Genomic DNA, 18,460 nt, shown 5'->3' with positions numbered 1-18,460 from the left:
GTATTTTGGGTTTGAGGATCGCCGACGCTTCCGTCATGCCATTTTGCCCTCGGGCGAACACAAACATTCCGACGATTATGGTGGCTGAGAAATTGGCCGACACAACCTTGAGAGACGGCAGACGGAGCTAGGCCAGGCGGCATGTACATTCTGCCGGAGCGCTGCCGCAATGTGGTGTTCACCGAGCCGCTTGCTAAGTTCACCGAAGCCCTGCTCATGCCGAATGGCAATCCCAAAAGACCAGCACTCCTTTGACGATATTCGTGATAAGGGCCTAACGCTGGTCACCACCGCCGGTTCCGACACGGTCACGACCGCCAAAGACGCGGGCATTCCGGAGGATCGTGTCATGCAGGTCGCCGGCCAGGCCGAATTCTTGCAGGCAGTGAAGGTCGGCCGCGCGGCGGCGGGGTCGCTAAACTACTTCACGGTAAGGAGCTCGCTGACAAGGTCGACAGCGTTGAAATGGCAGATCCGTTCACCCCGCCGGCTGGGAAGGCCGGCTACCCAAGTCTCGCCTTCCTGCCCAATCAGCAGGCGGTCGATGCCTTCAACGAGGTATTGAATACTTATATCGGCTCCGACCAAATGATGCAGTCGGTCAAAATACGGCTACACCAAAATCAATCTGCCGGACGGCACCAAGACCGGCGACCTGTGCAAGGGTTGAAATCTTGCGGGGAATGCCACCCATGCACCTAAAAGGCTCCCGGCCGCAGTGGCTGGGCGACGACAGAGCAAAGTGACAAGACGCGAGGCTCCGGGGTGCCGATTTCCGGTATTCAGACGAGATAGTTCGGCAACGTGGCATGTGAGGCTGCTACGCTCAGGAGTGAGCAATGGCAGTCCATCTCGCATGTCGCAATGCCGACCTGATGCCCCTCCTTTTGCCGAGGAACCGATGATCACCAAGCATCGCGTATCGGTTGATGGTGTCGAGACATCGTACTGCGAGAACGGAGCTGGTAGGCCGATTGTTTTCCTGCAGGGGGCGGGCTTCCGTGCAGAGGCTAAGAGTTCCTTTGTTCGGCAGCTGAACGGGCTATCCGATCAATTTACGGTAGTAGCGATTGATCAACTCCATTTTGGGGGAACGGATTATCCTGCTGACTGCAAATACATTAACCGGCTCGGTCGTGTGAATCATGTAATTAGCTTCCTCCAACAACTGGGTTTGAAGCAGATCACGCTAGTCGGCCATTCAGAAGGATCATTCGTCGACGCGCGGGTCGCGATCGTGCGTCCCGATCTTGTTTCTAAGCTTGTCCTGCTGACCGCTAACTCCGTGTCGCCGGCGTTCGGAGATGACCGTGACGAAGCTTGGCTGGAGGCCTGCCGGCAGGCTTACGGCTGTTCCGGCCCGATGCCGAGCGAAGAGGAATACATCACCGCACGGCGGAAAAGCTGCCGCGCCCACGGGCAGGATGTGGAATGCGCCGAGCGAGAAGCCTATCGGCGGGCCGCGGCTCGGGGACAATGGGAGATCTGGCAGAGATTGCCGGAAGACGAGACAAACCTGCATCGTTATCCACTGCTGCAGCAGAAGTATATCTTCCCCTACCTTGATCAGCTTCAGGCCCAGACGTTGATCATCTGGTCCAAGAACGACCCTACCGCGACGCCGGAGCAAGGGATCAACCTGGCGAAGCTGATCAGGAATTCAGATTTCCATCTGCTCAATAATGCCGGCGATTCCGTCCAGGTTGATCCGGAGCGAAGCCGTGAACAGACTCATCCGTCAATGGCACGAATGATCAACTGTGACGGGAACAATGCTCGGGCCAGCGTCTCCGAGGCGAATCTCTCAGCGGCGTGTCGCATACGACGAACTTGTGCCCTGCCATGGCAACAAGGGCATAGCCCAGGCGGTGGCGCCCATCCAACCGGGCAGGGCAGGAGTCATGCAAGACGTGGTGTGCCTCAGTTGGCCATACCACAGCTCGCGATTGTTCACTTCCAACGAACCACGGGGATGACGGAAATGTGCGTATGCACCCAAAAATCACCGAATTTCTGCGAATAACTTGCATTTCTCGCACAAAGCACCACAGCTGCGCTGCTACGCTCACGAAGCATGCACAAGTGGCGTAGCAAAGGATCGACTGGAGGAATCTATACCTAAGTGGGGACCCTGCAGCTCACACGATGATGGGAACCGCCGGACTACAAGCTCAACAAATGATGCAATGGTCTTTTCCCGAGGCATATCGGGAGACCATCGGCGATGCGAAAACGGAGGACTAACCAGTGGTCAAGTGGAAACTCGACGAATGCTTTAAGGCTGCAATCTTGAAGAGGATTGCCGCGCTCGGCCTGGCGGCGATGACAATCTCGTCCTTTGCCGGTTCGGCCTCGGCGGAGTCGCTGCTCGATAAGATTAAGAACGGAGAAACGATCCGTCTTGGCTTCACCAATGAGCCTCCCAGTGCCTATCCTGGTGCGAACAACGAGCCGCTTGGCCTGGTCAATGTGATGACACTGGACGTTCTGAGAAAGATGGGAACGACCAAAATCGAGCCGGTCGTAACCGATTGGGGTTCCCTTGTCCCGGGCCTCCAGGCTGGTCGCTTTGACATCATCACGGGCGGCATGTGGATTAAGCCGGAGCGGTGCCGCAACGTCCTGTTCAGCGAACCGATCGCATCGAGCAATGATTCGATGATCGTGCCGAAGGGCAATCCGGAAGCGCTGCATTCCCTCCATGACGCTCAGAAGAAGGGGCTTACCCTGGCCATCATGACGGGTACCACCGCAGTCGAGCAGGCGAAGAAATTAGGTTTCCCTGACGACAAGGTTATGCAGGTCGCCGGACCGCCCGAGGTCGTACAGGCTGTAAAGGCCGGCCGCGCCGCTGCCGGCTCGCTCTATAGTCTGAACGCGACGACTCTTGCCGAGCAGGATCCCAGCATTGAGGTGGCTGACCCGTATACCCCGCCGGGACCGAATGAACATCCCGCCATAGCCTTCCCGCTCAGCGAACAGGCTGCGGTAGACGCGTTCAATGCTGTGTTGAAAGACTATATTGGCTCTGACGAAATGATGGCCGCGGTCGGCAAATATGGTTACACCAAACGCGATCTCCCGGATGGCAGCAAGACCGCTGATCTTTGCAAGGGCTGAAGCTATGCGTCTGACCGCTCCCCGGCCCTTGGCCGGTAGGCGGTCAGTGGGGAGGGCATATGAGTAAGGTCGATCTCAGCTTTATCTTTGCCGTGCTCACCAAGGGCGTCATGACTACGGTCATCGTCACTCTTGGCGCCTGCGTCGTAGCGATCGTCCTTGGGCTTTTCGTGGGCCTGACCCGAGTCTCTCCCCGTCGGCAGTTGCGCTGGTTCAGTATCGCCTACATCGAATTCTTCCGCGGGACGTCCATGCTGGTTCAGCTCTACTGGTGGTTCTTTGTATTGCCGATTTTCGGTATTTTCCTGTCGCCGTGGACTGTCGGAATTTTGGGGATCGGAATGAATGCCTCTGGCTACGCAGCCGAGTATGTCCGCGCCGCCATTCAGGCCGTTGATAGGGGCCAGTATGAGGCATCTACAGCGCTCAATTTTTCGCGGCTCACCATGATGCGGCGTATTATCCTCCCACAGGCAATGCGCGCCATGCTGCCGACCTGGGGTAACATGCTCATCGATGTGCTTAAGGGTAGCTCGCTCGTCTTCTTCATCACCATTCCCGAATTTACTAGCGCCGCCAAGCAGGCGGCCGACGCAACTGGCGATTATATGCTGTTCTTTGCGGTTGCACTATTCGGTTATTACATCATCGCGCGCGCCCTCATCACTCCTTTCGTGCGCTGGCTGGAACGCCGCGTCTCGCGCGGTTTCGTTCGGGAGCAGGTGGCTTGAAGATCTGGGATTGGTCTTACGTATGGGAGGCTTTCCCATATCTCTATCAGGGAGCGATCGTCACCATTGAGGCTACGCTGCTCGGGTTTGCGATCGCGCTGATATTGGGTCTTGTCTTCGCGATGATTCGCCAGTCGCCAAACCGCTACGTCTCGACCACCATGGCGGAGATCGTGGAGTTTATCCGTTCAACGCCCTTGCTGCTGCAGTTGTTCTTTGTCTATTTCGTTGGTCCGCAGATCGGAATCTTCATTCCTGCCTGGACGGCGGGAGTTGGCGTGCTGGGGATCCACTATGCAGCCTATTGTTCCGAAGTCTTCCGCGGCGGCATCGAGAATGTGGATGGCGGCCAGTGGGAGGCCTGTACGGCACTAAACCTTTCGCGAACGCGGACCTGGCGAACAATCATTCTGCCGCAGGCGATCCCGCCCATGGTGCCAGCTCTGGGCAATTACTTCATCGGCATGTTCAAGGACACGCCGGTCCTGGCGGCAATCTCGATCTTCGAGATGCTGCAGCAGGCGAAAAATTTCGGGGGCAATAACTATCGATACATAGAAGCGATCACTATGTGCGGCTTCTTCTACTACGTGTTCAGCTTGGTTGCTTCCGCTATCGTGCAGTCGGTCCGCGTCTGGCTCAACCGCCGCTACCATCTGCAATAGGGAGGCCTTATACTATGAGCGAATTTGTGCTTCGCTTCGAGGACGATCTCACGAAGCGCCCTAGGGCATCAGCCAGGCGGGACGAGCTTGACCTCGATATCAGGCGCAGCGAAAAAGTCATGAACGAACCCATAGTTCGCTTCGAGAACGTCACAAAGCGCTACGGCGCGTTGACGGTGCTGGACGAACTCAATCTCGAGATCGCACGCAACGAGAAGGTGTCCATCATTGGTCCGTCCGGCTCGGGCAAGACCACCGTTCTGCGCATGCTGATGACGCTTGAGCACATCAACGGGGGGGTGATATGGGTCGACGGTGAACCGTTGACGCATACGCAGAAGAACGGCCAAATAGTGCCGGCGAGCGAGCGTCATCTCCGTCGCGTGCGTGCCAAGATCGGTATGGTGTTCCAGCACTTTAACCTGTTCCCGCATATGACTGCTCTGCAGAACTGCATGGAGGCGCCGATCTCCGTCCTTGGGCTCTCGAAGAAGGAGGCGGAGGCCCGAGCGGCAGAGCTGCTCGACTTGGTGGGCCTCGGCGACAAGAAGAACCATTTCCCGATCCAGCTTTCCGGGGGCCAGAAGCAACGCGTGGCGATCGCTCGGGCGTTGGCCATGCGGCCCAAGGTGATGCTGTTTGACGAGGTGACATCAGCGCTTGACCCGGAACTGGTTGGAGAGGTGCTCAACGTCATCCGCAAGCTCAGCGCCGAACATGACCTCACAATGCTGATGGTCACGCACCAGATGGGCTTTGCCAAGGAGTTCTCCGATCGCGTGTGCTTCTTTTCTGGCGGTAAGATTGTCGAGCAAGGCCCGCCCAGCCAGCTTTTAGGCAATCCGCAAAACGAGCGAACGCAGCAGTTTCTCAATGCGGTGCTGGAGACGAGGTGAGTTGCGGGTTGTGCCGCTAGTTGAGTTATCCCGTGGGTGGCTTCCGGGCAGGAACTGGTCCGTTCGGAGCAGGCTGCCCTGCGACGAACCTACGCGCGGTTTTTCAGGGCCGGGTTGATGTCGAGGTTACTGCCCCAGTTCATTCAGGACTGCATAACTAGGATCGTCCGGTCCAAGCCCCAGATTGGTCGAGTTAGGTAAATAGCGCTGCCCGTTCGGCAGTTGCGAGCTTGAAGATCTGATGTGCGTTCAATCTGCCATTCAGGGCATCTGGGCTCTGGAAAGTGCCCTAACACGATTGTCTGACGGCGGACGCAAACCCGGTATCCTACAGGCCCGGGGAGGGTCGCACAAGCGTTCTGCGGTTTCCCAGTTTTTACGGCTTTCATGCGAATGCACCAAAACAATGCCGACTTACTGCGCCTGGAAAGGCATGTTTCTCTGAAACAGCCGTTTCGACGCTGTTAAATTCGTGCATTCAGAGAGAACCTGTATCGCGCAGGTGATGGGCATTTGCTGCCGAAATCACCATCTTAGCTGCTTCCAGAAGAAGGATGCTTCCGTGACAACTCAACAAAGGGCCCTCGGAATTATTGGGCTGGAGATCGGACTTCCGCCTCGTGAATTTCCGCCACCGCAACCGGAGTCGGTCTTCAACCCGGCAACTTTCGACTTCCCAATTATAATAGAGACCGCGGCCGGGGCTTTGGAGGAGAGGGTCATTCCCGGTGATGCTTCTCTCGAGCCGGCCTACATTGCAGCTGCCAGGCGGTTGGTCGAGCGCGGAGCAGTCGCGATAACCGGGGACTGCGGGTTCAGTATCCGGTACCAGGCTGCAGTGGCCGCGTCTGTCGAAGTCCCGGTGGCCATGTCGAGCCTGCTACTGGCGCCCACGCTACTCCGGCAGCTTCCAGCTGACGCAAAGCTCGCCGTTGTGGCCGCAGACTCAAGACACTGCGGCAAAGAGCTGCTGGGCATAGATTCATCCGCAGAGGCAAGAGTAGTCATCGGCGGCATTGAAGGTGACGCGTGGCCGGCTGGTGTTGTTGAAATGGAGTCGGAGGTTGCAGCCTGTGTCGCGCGACTTGGCGCCGCACATCCGGGGATTGCCGCCCTCCTATTTGAATGTACATTGTTCCCGATGGTGACGTCAGCAATCCGTCGTAGGACAGGACTGCCCATCTATGACGCCGCGACCCTTTATCGGATGACATTCGCGTCCGTGGCTTGACCGCTTGGAGGCCACTATCCCAAAATATGAGCTCATGTCTGGTATGAGTTGCGGCTCGTTATTGTAACACACGTCCGCATCTTGTCGAATACTCTGTCGAGACTGGATCCTCGATTTCCGAGGTCAGGACGCGGTGCCTGAGATGCAGGTTGGATTTTTGGAACTCGTGCTGGTCGACCGTGATCCAGACGCTAAGCGGCGACCGACTTCGGCCGGAGTTGAAGCAGGGCGATCAAGGGCCACAAAAATCACTTCAGCCACCTGAGCAGGAGGGAGAAGTTGTATCCGGCGGCGGCCAGGACGGCGTTGAGGGCGTCGCCCTGCTGGCCGGCGAGGTAGTTGCGGCCCATGCGGTGTTCGTTCTTGATGTGGCCGATATGACGCTTGCCAGCGTGTGGCCGTCATAGGGATTGCCGGGCAGCGCTTTTGCATGCAGGGCGAACTGGCCGCCCTTGGAGCGCTTCAGCGTGGTGGCCACCGACACCTTCACACCGAACTCGTAGGGCATATGCGCCTTGCCCTTGCCAATGCATTCCACCTCGTGCGCGTGCAGGCTGTAGATCTTGCGGCCGCGCTGGCGCTGGCGTTGCTAGAGAACGGTGGCGGCCTGGTAGAACGGCCATTTGAAGAGCGCGTCCAGCCCCGCATCGCCGGCGATCTGGCGAGAAATGTCGCGAATGGTCCGGCCGAGATAGGTCTTGAGCCTGCGCAGCGCCTTGTTGGCCCGCTTGAACTGCTTGGCGTGGGCATAGCGCTGGTGGCTGATCAGCGCCAGCTGATAGCTCTGGCGCAAATGGAGCTCCTTCCCTCTTGGCCAGCCGCACCAGCCGTTCGCGCGCCCGGTTGATGAGCTTGGCGTCGGTCGGGAACATGACGTTCTTCGGCTGCACGGTTGTGTCGACGATCACCTGGCGCGTGTCGGCCGGCTTCATCGCCCCGGTCTTGACCGCAAGGCTGAGGCTCTCCTGCAACAGCGCCACGATCCGCTCCTCGCCCATGCGGCTGCGCCAGCGCGTCATCGACGAGAGGTCGAACGGCAGCGTATGGCAAAAGAACGTCTCGCCGGTGAGATACTGGAAGTAAGGGTTCTCCACCCAGCGCTCGCACAGCACCTCATCCGACAGGTTGAAGGTGTGCTTGAGGATCGCCAGCCCCGCCATCAGCCGGGTCGGCAGCGGCGGCATGCCGGGGCCGTCCGAATAGACGGCGCCGAAACGCTCCTCCAGCACCGGCCGGTCGATCGCCTGCTTCATGTTGATGATCTGATCGAGCCTGGAGCGGAACAGGTCCTGCTCTCCCGTCTCGCGTGGCTTGGACATTCGCCGTCCCCTCGATTCGCCGCCGCCGAACCGAGTGAATCACGCTCCGCAGCACAAGGGAATCGCAAAACCGAATTGCAGGAAAACAGCGTCCAAATACCGCTAATCCTGCAATTCAAAAGACGCTATCCGCCTCAATCAAAAGGCCAGATCAATGGCTTGCGGATAGTTCACGGTCGACGAGCTGGCGGCCACGCATCAGGCTGGAGATCCATCAGCGTTTACATCGTTTTTCAACGGGCGGCTCAAGCTCCGTGTTGTTGCGCGGCGCGCAGCTTGTCGAACGCCTCTTAGACCGTCGTGTGCCGGAAGAGGATATCCTCTGGAATTTCGGCATCGACATTCCGACATCACACATCCGTGATAAAGGCGTTTGCGGCTCGACGGGACCCTCCAACCCGAGGTCGCGAACAGAACCTGAATGACTGCCTCGTTTGCTATATGCGAATTGTCCGTGGGCGCCGCCAGGAGCTGGAACCGGCCAATCGACTTTAATTCTGGCTAGCTGTGCCCAGAATCGAGAAAAACGCCGGATTCATGCAGGCACAGCGGCCAATTTGCAGGAACCACCCCCCTGGGCACTGCTACTTATCTGGAATGAGGGGACTGTGGAGCTTCCGTCAAAAGGAAGCCAGATGTTCCGGGTTGAGGCCGTAGATCATCGTGGTCGTGTGAACATGAAGTGATGATAAAGCCGGCAAACAGGGAGGATAAAATGAGCCAATACTCATATAATCGTCGTGCGCTTATGAAGGCAATGCTGGCGATTTCGGCGACCCCTTGGGGGATTAACTCGAGGGCGTTCGCCTCGTCGTGCGACGATCGCATCCTGCGAATCGGCGGACTGGGTGGAGGCCCTGATTCGATGAACCCCTTCGCCACTTGGGGCTCCTTTTGGCCCTTGGCTATTTGCTATGATTTCTTGGTCTGCATAGACGCCCAGCGATACGACGATCGAAAGGGCTTTGCCCAATCTTGGTCCGTCGCCGACGACAACCTCACTTGGACCTTCAAGATCTGGCCCGGCATGAAGTGGTCGGACGGCCAGCCTGCTACCGCTAGGGACGCGGCGTTCACTTATAGTTATTTGCACGATTCCATAGGCAAGCCCGACGAGCTAAACGTCGGGTGGAACAGCACCAGCGGTCTTGAGAACGTCGAGTCCATCAAAGCGTTCGACGACGAGACTTTGCAGATCGTGACCAAGTTCCCCGCGACCTGGCCAATAGACAATATCATAATGATCGTTCCCGAGCACATTTGGAAGGACATCAGCTATGCTGACGCACGCGTAACCTTCCGCAACGATCCGCCTTTGGTGGGTACGGGACCTATGATCGTTTCGGAGTTTCACCAGGGCCAGTTTACACGCCTGACGCCGAACCCCTATTTCCGTACGGGGAAGCCCCAAATCGCGGGGGTGATCCTGCGGTCCTTCGATGCCGCCGATCCGATTGCGCAAGGTCTTAAGAGCGGGGAACTCGATTATGGCAACTACCTGACGTCCGCCCAGTGGGCTGATCTCTCGAAGGATCCCGACATTGTAGTCGGTGAATCCCGCATAGCTCAGAAAACCTATCTCGCCTTCAACACCGCTTCGGGAGATGGCGCAGGTAGCACCAAGGCTCTGCAGGATCCGGCGTTTCGCGATGCGCTCGGCTACGCGATCGATCAGAAGGCCATCGTCGATCGAGCCATGCGCGGACACGCCGACCCTGGTGTCGGACTCGCAATGCCGGTGGCGGCCGATTACTATTCAGATCTGAACGACATCAGGCGCCACTTCGATCTCGCCGAAGCCAACCGCCGGCTTGACGCCGCAGGGTACCGGGACACGAACGGCGATGGCATTCGGGAGGACAAGGACGGGAAGAGTTTCCAGCTAGAGCTGGTGTCTGGACCTTCAGCAAATATAGAGATGCCGGTCGCGGCAGTGCAGTTTATCGCTGGCTGGTTGGAGCAAATCGGTATCCCTGTATCGGTGACTCGGCTCGACTCCGGTGCGCTGAGCGCCCGCGCCGCAGCTCCGGCGAAAGGCGGCGGAGGGTGGGATCTGCTCATTTCCGATACCTGGCAAGGCCCAACACCTAAAGACCTGCTCATCTTCGGCAGCAGCAATTCCATCGGCATCAAGAACAAGGCGTACTGGACGAATGCGGAGTTCGACAAACTGTTCGCGGAGGTGCAGGTCACCGTTGACCTCAAGAAAAACCAAAAGCTGGTCGACCAGGCAGCGCGACTAATTTATACTGAAGCGCCTTACATCGTACTATGTTACCCCACCCTGCTCGAAGCCCACCGGAGGGATTGCTTCGAGGGTTGGGGAAAGCAAGGCATCATGTCGATGGACAGCTACTTCCCATTCGATCGCTTGAAGCCGGTGCCCGCGCCGTGAACGGAGGGGGAGGGAGCCGTCACATCCTGCGCATCATCGTCAGGGCCTCTATAACCCTCCTGATGGTGGCAGTCCTGAACTTCATCCTATTCCGAGTTATTCCAGGTGACCCTGCATCTCTTTTGCTTGGCGGGGCGCGCGTCAGCGTCACCGCCGAGCAGATTGAGGCGCAGAACCAACGTTGGGGCCTTGACCGGCCGCTGTTCCCGGACCAGGCGGTCGACTACCTGTCGGCAACACTCCGCGGCGATTTCGGCTACAGCTTCAAGTTCAGGGGCAGGCATGTCGCAGACCTGATAGCGGAACGCCTGCCGGACACCATAGTCCTAGTCGGGGTTGCTCAGATAATGGCAATCGTTATTGGGGTGATGCTTGGGATCTACGCAGGCTGGCGCCGGGGAGGAGCCGGCGACCGTATCGCAACCGGAGCCTCTCTGGCGCTCTATTCTACGCCGGCTTTCTGGCTCGGCATGATCCTGGTGGTAATCTTCAGCACGGCATTGGGTTGGCTCCCGGGCTATGGTGCATACTCGCCCGGCCTGATCACGGGCTCTCTTGGTTCGTTCCTCGACTACCTGCAACATCTCACGCTTCCCGCCACTGCGGTGGCGCTTGGGCTAATCGGCCAGTACGTCGTCGTCGCTCGTGCCGCAATGAGTGACGTACTCACCGAGGATTACATGGTAACCGCACGGGCGAAAGGGCTGACCAACGGTCAAATGCTGATGCGTCATGCATTTCGCAATGCAATGCTACCGGTCGTGACCTTGATCACCCTCAATATTGGCTATGTGGTCGCCGGGGCCATCACTGTCGAAGCCGTTTTCGCCTGGCCGGGTATCGGCGGGCTGACGGTGGAAGCACTCAACGCACGGGACTACCCAGTCCTTCAAGGCATATTCCTGTTGCTTGGCGTTTCAATTGTTCTCGCAAACCTCGTAGCCGATCTTGCCTACAGCCTTCTAGATCCGAGGGTCCGACAATGAGCGACAATATTGTTCGATATTGCCCGCGAGGCCGGGCGCGCGCAATAAAAGGCTTTCTGCGTCAATTTCTCAGCTATGGCGGTGCTCAGGTGGGCCTCGTATGTCTGGTATTCTTTCTTGTTGTGGGAGCGGTCCCCAATATTCTGGCGGGACCGCTCCAGACTGCGATCAATGCAACTGGCGATTTCCTCGCACCCCCATCAGGCGAGCATCTGCTCGGCACGGACGAAATCGGGCGGGACGTGCTCAATCTGGTCCTCCATGGTGCCCGGATCTCGCTTACGATTGCGCTACTCGCGACTGTGATCAGCCTCGTCGTTGGGACTACAATCGGTACGACCGCTGGCTACTATGGTGGCAGGGTCGACGTCTGGCTGATGCGCTTGACAGACTTCTTTTTTGTCATGCCGTCCTTCGTGCTGGCGCTGGTCATTACACCCGTGGTTCTCGAGGTGATGGGGCGCGGTGGAGAAATCCTGGGCTTCCGTCCTTCTCTTTTCGTGATCATTGTCGTTATAGGCATGACAAGCTGGTCCTTTGTTGCACGTATCGTCCGGAGTCAGACACTGTCGCTTAAGGAGCGACCATTCATTGATCGTGCGCGCGTTGCGGGTAGCAGTAATTTCGGCATCATGGTGCGGCACATCCTCCCCAATCTCGTGCCGCAAATCGCAGCCAATGGTGCGCTGGTGGTCGCCAGCGCAATCTATGTCGAGACATCGCTCTCATTCCTTGGACTCGGGGACCCGTTGCAGCCTTCATGGGGCACTTTGCTTTCGCTCGCTCAGCGCGCCGGCGCGGCCAGTGCTGGAGCCTGGTGGTACCTCGGCGCCCCAGGACTGTGCGTACTCACGGTTTCGCTTAGCTTCGTCCTGATTGGCAGTGCCCTTGACGACACGTTCAATCCACGGCGGAGGGTGATCCCATGACCAGCTCCTCCCAGGACAAAACACCGCTTCTGGAAATAGACCGGCTCTCTGTCGATTATGGGCTCAAGGGCGTTTCATTGCGAGCAATCGACGGCGTAAGCTTCGCGCTCCGAGCCGGAGAGGCCGTGGGCCTCGTCGGAGAATCGGGCAGTGGCAAGACCACGACCGCGATGGCGATCGCTGGTCTACTATCACCCAACGCGCGGGTCAGCGGCGGCCAAGTGCGCTATCGTGGCAACCGACTGCCGATCGACGATGATGCGGCGATGCGGCCACATCGCTGGAGCGAAACGTCCGTTGTCTTCCAGGGCGCGATGAACGCACTTAATCCTGTTCACCGCATTATCAAGCAGATCGCCGAGCCATGCATGCTGAAGCTCGGCATGTCGCGGGGCGAGGCGACCAAGCGGGGAAGTGAGTTGCTTCAACTGGTCGGCATCCCGGCGGATCGTGGTTCCGCCTACCCTCACGAGTTGTCGGGCGGAATGCGACAAAGGGTGATGATTGCCATGGCGCTCGCGTGTCGACCTTCGATTATCATTGGTGACGAGCCCACCACAGCGCTCGACGTCATCACTCAGGCTCAGATCCTTAACCTGCTAGGCGACTTGCGATCGCAGTTGAGCCTCGCCCTGATTTTGATCACCCACGACCTTTCTGTGGTGGCTAAGTGTTGTGATCGCGTAATGATCATGTACGCGGGCCGCATCGTCGAGGATGGCACTGTCGCCGAGATTTTCGCCCAGCCCAAACATCCCTACACCCGACAGCTGATCGAATCGATCCCGAACCCAGCGAGCGGCAAAAAGATGATCCGGCCAATACCGGGTGATCCTCCCAACTTGGTGAATCGACCCTCGGGCTGCGCTTTCCATCCGCGTTGCCCGTCGGTCATGGGGGGGTGCGCGACCGAAGTCCCCAGCCTCAATAAGTTCGGGCGGGGACGTGTCGCCTGTCACCTTCACCGGTCCTTGACGCAAGAAGACAAGGTCGCTGTTCATGCCTGACACTGCCGGCATCCTGCGTCTCGAGAGCCTGCAAGTTCATTTTCCTATCCAGGGCGGTCTGTTCGACCGTGTCCTGGGCCGATCTGTCGGCGCCATGCGCGCGGTAGACGGGATCGACCTCAACGTCGGGCGGGGCGAGATCGTCGCCCTGGTCGGCGAATCGGGAAGCGGCAAGACCACTGTGGGCCGCGTCATCACCAAGCTTGCCAAGCCGACTGGCGGCAGAATGCTGTTCGAAGGCCGCGACATGAGGTCGGTAGAGGGCTTCTCGGCTCTACGTCCGTACCGGCGTCGCGTGCAAATGATCTTCCAGGACGCTTATCAGGCCCTCAATCCGCGACACACCGTGTTCGACATCGTGGCGGAGCCGTTGCAGTCCCTGCGGCTGGTCGGTAACGCCACTCAACTCGCCGACCGGGTGAGTGAAGCGCTTGCGGCCGCTGGGCTCAATCCTCCCGGCGATTTCTTCGCCCGCTTCCCGCACGAGCTATCCGGCGGGCAGCGCCAGCGCGTCGTGATTGCAGGAGCGCTTGCCGTCCGGCCGGAACTCATCGTTGCTGATGAACCTGTATCGATGCTCGATGTCTCGATACGCGCTCAGATTCTTCAGGTCCTGGTTGACTTGCGCGACAGGCACAACATGGCGCTGCTGTTCATCACCCACGATTTGCCCCTTGCCTGGCTGATCGCCGACCGGATTGCGGTCTTGTATCTTGGAAAATTGGTCGAGATTGGTAGCGCCGACGAGATCACATTCAACCCTCGCCATCCGTATACCGTCGCCTTGCGCAACGCCACACCGCAGATTGGCGGCAACGCAGGTCGCGCCGAGTTGCCGGCCCTGCAGGGCGAGGTTCCAAGTGCCGCGCGCGTGCCGAAGGGCTGCCGTTTCCATCCTCGTTGCCCGCTTGCCTTCGACCGTTGCAAAGCTGAGGAGCCGCCGGCGATCGAAGTTGGACCACAGCACCTGTCAGCCTGCTGGCTCGCTAAGTGAAAGGCATGCAATCAGCGCCACCCCAATGAGCGTATTCCATCTGGTATTGCACAGGCAGGTGGGCTGGAACACCACCATGCAGATAGAATGCTGAGACCCGTCGAAATTGGCCACTCCATCTTGAATCAGTCTCAATGTCTGGGAGGCACTCTGAAGTGTGTAATGAACTAGGCCCGATTAAACCGCCAACGCCGCGATACGAAGTGGTTTTGCAGACCGGCTTGCGCGTTCCAATGCGGGACGGCGTTGAGCTCGCCACGGACCTGTATCGGCCTATTGGTTACACTGGGGAACTCGGGTCAATCCTTATCCGAACTCCATACGGTAAGACGCCCTATCGCTGTCCGGTTGAGCCTCGCCACAAAGTGGCAAGAATGTTTGCTGGACAAGGGTTCGCTGTACTTGTGCAGGAGCGTCGTGGCGTCTTCGATTCCGGCGGCGTATACGCTAGGGAACATATAGGGGACGACGGTTATGACACGCTGTCCTGGATTTCGCAGCAGCCATGGTCGAATGGACGCGTGGGCACATATGGGTGCTCGGCGCTTGGTATCGCGCAGGTTTTGCTGGCGCAGTTGTGCCATCCAGCCCACCGATGCGCAAGTGCGCAGGGATCGGGCGGCGCGAACGGCTCTGCCGGAGGGCGATATCGCAACGGGGATCTCCGTCTCGGCGGTGCGGTGGAGGTTGCCGCGTTTGTCCCCTGGTTCCACCAAACCGCAGCGAAGGACCGGTCCCGAGTGCAACCGAAAAGCGATGAGGAGTATCAGCGGGCTTTCGCGTCGCTGCCGCTCGTCAACATGCTTAAGAGCCTTGGGGGACCGCCGACTGACTGGGAGGACTGGGTCTCGCGTGACCCAGGCGATCCCTGGGGGGATCGGAATGGGATGCTTAGCGAGGACTCGACCATCGACGTCCCAGCCCTGTTCGTGAACTCGTGGTACGACGTGGGGGCTGCCGACGCGCTTCACCAACAGCACGTTTTTAGTGCGCGCGGATTGGGCCCAGCGGCACGCGATCACCAACATATCATTCTGTCGCCAGCCACGCATTGTGGCACCGAGAGTCTCAAAGCCCCGACGGTTATCGGCGAGCGCGAGCTGGGCGACGCGCGCCTGGATTGCTGGCAGATCTACCTGGACTGGTTCGACTGCTGGCTGAACGACAAGCCCGACCGGATCGAGGGAATGCCCCGCGTCCAGTACTACGTGATGGGTCGCAACGAGTGGCGTGCCGCGTCAGAATGGCCCCCTCTTGGTGTGGAACTGCAGCACTGGTTCCTCCGCAGCGGCGGGAATGCCGCGACCCGTCTAGGCGACGGGACTCTTGATGTAGAGCCTCCGAGTGCCGACGAGCCGGCTGACACGTTTACCTACGACCCTGGGGATACGGCGCCGTTCTTGGGGATGGACGGCGGGAAGTGAAGAGGAACTACTATAGGACCCCGCGATTACCAGGACGTCCAGCTTCGTCCAGACGTCCTCTGCTTCACTTCACCGCCCCTCACAGAGGGCATGGAGGTTACCGGATTTGTCCGGGCGGTCCTCTTCGTCTCTTCTTCGGCCCCGGACACGGACTTCGTGGCCAGACTGTTGGACGTACATCCCGATGGCCGTGCGATTGACGTGGTGGACGGGATACTGCGCGTCCGCTATCGCGAGGGCTTTGATCGGGCTGTTTTCATGGAACCGAGCGTTATATGCAAAATCGAGATTGATCTCGACGCCACAAGTAATTGGTTTCCGGCCGGCCATCAAATTCGCCTGGAAATCACTAGTTCGGCCTTCCCGCGGTTCGACCGCAACCTGAATACGGGAGGTAACAACTGGGACGAAACTGAATGGGTAGTGGCTCGGAACACGATTCATCACTGCGAGCAGTTCCCCTCCCACGTACTGCTTCCTGTGATGACAGCGATGGGGTCCCATGCCGGCAAGGCGAATTTGAACAGCTTGCCGCCTGGCTAGCCTACCTCCACTATTTCAAACAAACGGTGATAACAAGCTGCGATCGGTCGGGGAGCCCGTCGCTTCTCACATCAAGCAGCTTGCCCCATCGGCCCGCGTCAATCAGCATGGAATGGGGGTCCATGGATCGGCACATAATGGCGGTGAGACTCACAATTGATGTTTTGCACAGCGGCGTAGGCGCGCTGTCACATTGATTTAAGCAATAGGGAAATTGGGGTGGCAACGCGCCATCATTGAGTGCCGGACCTGCTAGAGAAGCACGGTTGAGTTTCTTTTCAAACAACTTAGCAACGGCACAGAGTTCATCGTTGTACTGTGAATGCGACGAACACACCACCGTGCAGATAGAATGCTGAGACCCGTCGAAATTGGCCACTCCATCTTGAATCAGTCTCAATGTCTGGGAGGCACTCTGAAGTGTGTAATGAACTAGGCCCGATTAAACCGCCAACGCCGCGATACGAAGTGGTTTTGCAGACCGGCTTGCGCGTTCCAATGCGGGACGGCGTTGAGCTCGCCACGGACCTGTATCGGCCTATTGGTTACACTGGGGAACTCGGGTCAATCCTTATCCGAACTCAATACGGTAAGACGCCCTATCGCTGTCCGGTTGAGCCTCGCCACAAAGTGGCAAGAATGTTTGCTGGACAAGGCTTCGCCGTACTTGTGCAGGAGCTTCGTGGAGTCTTCGATTCCGGCGGCGTATTCACCCTCATGGAGAATGAAAGGGACGACGGTTATGACACGCTGTCCTGGATTTCGCAGCAGCCATGGTCGAATGGACGCGTGGGCACATATGGGTGCTCGGCGCTTGGTATCGCGCAGGTTTTGCTGGCGCAGTTGTGCCATCCAGCCCACCGATGCGCAATTGCGCAGGGATCGGGCGGCGCGAACGGCTCTGCCGGAGGGCGATATCGCAACGGGGATCTCCGTCTCGGCGGTGCGGTGGAGGTTGCCGCGTTTGTCCCCTGGTTCCACCAAACCGCAGCGAAGGACCGGTCCCGAGTGCAACCGAAAAGCGATGAGGAGTATCAGCGGGCTTTCGCGTCGCTGCCGCTCGTCAACATGCTTAAGAGCCTTGGGGGACCGCCGACTGACTGGGAGGACTGGGTCTCGCGTGACCCAGGCGATCCCTGGGGGGATCGGAATGGGATGCTTAGCGAGGACTCGACCATCGACGTCCCAGCCCTGTTCGTGAACTCGTGGTACGACGTGGGGGCTGCCGACGCGCTTCACCAGCAGCGCGTTTTTAGTGCTCGCGGATTGAGCCCGGCGGCACGCGATCACCAACATATCATTCTGTCGCCAGCCACGCATTGTGGCACCGAGAGTCTCAAAGCCCCGACGGTTATCGGCGAGCGCGAGCTGGGCGACGCGCGCCTGGATTGCTGGCAGATCTACCTGGACTGGTTCGACTGCTGGCTGAACGACAAGCCCGACCGGATCGAGGGAATGCCCCGCGTCCAGTACTACGTGATGGGTCGCAACGAGTGGCGTGCCGCGTCAGAATGGCCCCCTCTTGGTGTGGAACTGCAGCACTGGTTCCTCCGCAGCGGCGGGGATGCCGCGACCCGTCTAGGCGACGGGACTCTTGATGTAGAGCCTCCGAGTGCCGACGAGCCGGCTGACACGTTTACCTACGACCCTGGGGATCCGGCGCCGTTCTTGGGGATGGACGGCGGGAAGTCAAGTGGAACTACTATAGGACCCCGCGATTACCAGGACGTCCAGCTTCGTCCAGACGTCCTCTGCTTCACTTCACCGCCCCTCACAGAGGGCATGGAGGTTACCGGATTTGTCCGGGCGGTCCTCTTCGTCTCTTCTTCGGCCCCGGACACGGACTTCGTGGCCAGACTGTTGGACGTACATCCCGATGGCCGTGCGATTGACGTGGTGGACGGGATACTGCGCGTCCGCTATCGCGAGGGCTTTGATCGGGCTGTTTTCATGGAACCGAGCGTTATATGCAAAATCGAGATTGATCTCGACGCCACAAGTAATTGGTTTCCGGCCGGCCATCAAATTCGCCTGGAAATCACTAGTTCGGCCTTCCCGCGGTTCGACCGCAACCTGAATACGGGAGGTAACAACTGGGACGAAACTGAATGGGTAGTGGCTCGGAACACGATTCATCACTGCGAGCAGTTCCCCTCCCACGTACTGCTTCCTGTGATGACAGCGATGGGGTCCCATGCCGGCAAGGCGAATTTGAACAGC

General features: G+C 58.7%; 13 protein-coding genes and 2 pseudogenes. 14 read left to right on the top strand and 1 reads right to left on the bottom strand.

Annotation, left to right across the window (positions count from 1 at the left end; all coding sequences use genetic code 11):
- The first annotated feature begins 5 nt into the window (after positions 1-5).
- From EOA13_RS39440 to EOA13_RS38380, 7 genes are all read left to right on the top strand, one after another.
- Positions 6-131 carry a GMC oxidoreductase gene (locus tag EOA13_RS39440; protein WP_348628041.1) on the top strand — a complete coding sequence of 42 codons (126 nt, stop codon included), beginning with the start codon at positions 6-8 and terminating at the stop codon, positions 129-131.
- Positions 132-901: 770 nt separating this feature from the next.
- A complete protein-coding gene (locus EOA13_RS27715) occupies positions 902-2,023 on the top strand; it encodes an alpha/beta hydrolase (protein ID WP_063169347.1) in 1,122 nt (373 codons plus the stop codon).
- A 224-nt stretch (positions 2,024-2,247) separates the two neighbouring features.
- Positions 2,248-3,120, top strand: a complete 873-nt coding sequence (ehuB, locus tag EOA13_RS27710) for an ectoine/hydroxyectoine ABC transporter substrate-binding protein EhuB (protein WP_082826582.1) — start codon at positions 2,248-2,250, stop codon at positions 3,118-3,120.
- A 59-nt stretch (positions 3,121-3,179) separates the two neighbouring features.
- Positions 3,180-3,851 carry an ectoine/hydroxyectoine ABC transporter permease subunit EhuC gene (gene ehuC / locus EOA13_RS27705; RefSeq protein WP_063169346.1) on the top strand — a complete coding sequence of 224 codons (672 nt, stop codon included), beginning with the start codon at positions 3,180-3,182 and terminating at the stop codon, positions 3,849-3,851.
- Positions 3,848-4,516, top strand: coding sequence for an ectoine/hydroxyectoine ABC transporter permease subunit EhuD (gene ehuD, locus EOA13_RS27700; protein ID WP_063169345.1), 669 nt, complete (start codon positions 3,848-3,850; stop codon positions 4,514-4,516). Before ehuC ends, ehuD begins: the two co-directional genes overlap by 4 nt.
- Before the next feature lie 119 nt (positions 4,517-4,635).
- Positions 4,636-5,412, top strand: coding sequence for an ectoine/hydroxyectoine ABC transporter ATP-binding protein EhuA (ehuA, locus tag EOA13_RS27695; RefSeq protein ID WP_063170381.1), 777 nt, complete (start codon positions 4,636-4,638; stop codon positions 5,410-5,412).
- A 562-nt stretch (positions 5,413-5,974) separates the two neighbouring features.
- Positions 5,975-6,643 (top strand): hypothetical protein, encoded by a 669-nt coding sequence (locus EOA13_RS38380; protein ID WP_176477193.1) that lies wholly within the window; start codon positions 5,975-5,977, stop codon positions 6,641-6,643.
- A 248-nt stretch (positions 6,644-6,891) separates the two neighbouring features.
- Here EOA13_RS38380 and EOA13_RS27685 read toward each other — a convergent pair.
- Positions 6,892-7,962, bottom strand: a pseudogene (locus EOA13_RS27685) (IS5 family transposase).
- Positions 7,963-8,677: 715 nt separating this feature from the next.
- On the opposite strand from EOA13_RS27685, the gene EOA13_RS27680 reads away from it, so the two are divergent.
- The 7 genes and pseudogenes from EOA13_RS27680 to EOA13_RS27645 form a co-directional block, all read left to right on the top strand.
- The gene (locus tag EOA13_RS27680) at positions 8,678-10,357 is read left to right on the top strand and encodes an ABC transporter substrate-binding protein (RefSeq protein ID WP_063170379.1); all 1,680 of its coding nucleotides are present in this window, start codon (positions 8,678-8,680) and stop codon (positions 10,355-10,357) included.
- Positions 10,354-11,343 (top strand): ABC transporter permease, encoded by a 990-nt coding sequence (locus tag EOA13_RS27675; RefSeq protein ID WP_063169344.1) that lies wholly within the window; start codon positions 10,354-10,356, stop codon positions 11,341-11,343. The genes EOA13_RS27680 and EOA13_RS27675 overlap by 4 nt, the downstream gene beginning before the upstream one ends.
- Entirely contained in the window at positions 11,340-12,272 is a 933-nt protein-coding gene (locus EOA13_RS27670) for an ABC transporter permease (RefSeq protein WP_063169343.1), read from the top strand. Before EOA13_RS27675 ends, EOA13_RS27670 begins: the two co-directional genes overlap by 4 nt.
- The gene (locus EOA13_RS27665) at positions 12,269-13,279 is read left to right on the top strand and encodes an ABC transporter ATP-binding protein (RefSeq protein WP_063169342.1); all 1,011 of its coding nucleotides are present in this window, start codon (positions 12,269-12,271) and stop codon (positions 13,277-13,279) included. Before EOA13_RS27670 ends, EOA13_RS27665 begins: the two co-directional genes overlap by 4 nt.
- Complete coding sequence (locus EOA13_RS27660; RefSeq protein ID WP_063169341.1) at positions 13,272-14,273, top strand: ABC transporter ATP-binding protein; 1,002 nt, start codon at positions 13,272-13,274, stop codon at positions 14,271-14,273. Before EOA13_RS27665 ends, EOA13_RS27660 begins: the two co-directional genes overlap by 8 nt.
- Before the next feature lie 134 nt (positions 14,274-14,407).
- A pseudogene (locus EOA13_RS27655) lies at positions 14,408-16,240 on the top strand (CocE/NonD family hydrolase).
- A gap of 399 nt (positions 16,241-16,639) precedes the next feature.
- A partial coding sequence (locus tag EOA13_RS27645; protein ID WP_127296744.1) for a CocE/NonD family hydrolase occupies positions 16,640-18,460 on the top strand: 1,821 nt, incomplete at its 3' end.

Source organism: Mesorhizobium sp. M7A.F.Ca.US.011.01.1.1, assembly GCF_003998295.1.
GTDB lineage: Bacteria > Pseudomonadota > Alphaproteobacteria > Rhizobiales > Rhizobiaceae > Mesorhizobium.
This window is presented reverse-complemented; position numbering and strand designations above follow the sequence as displayed.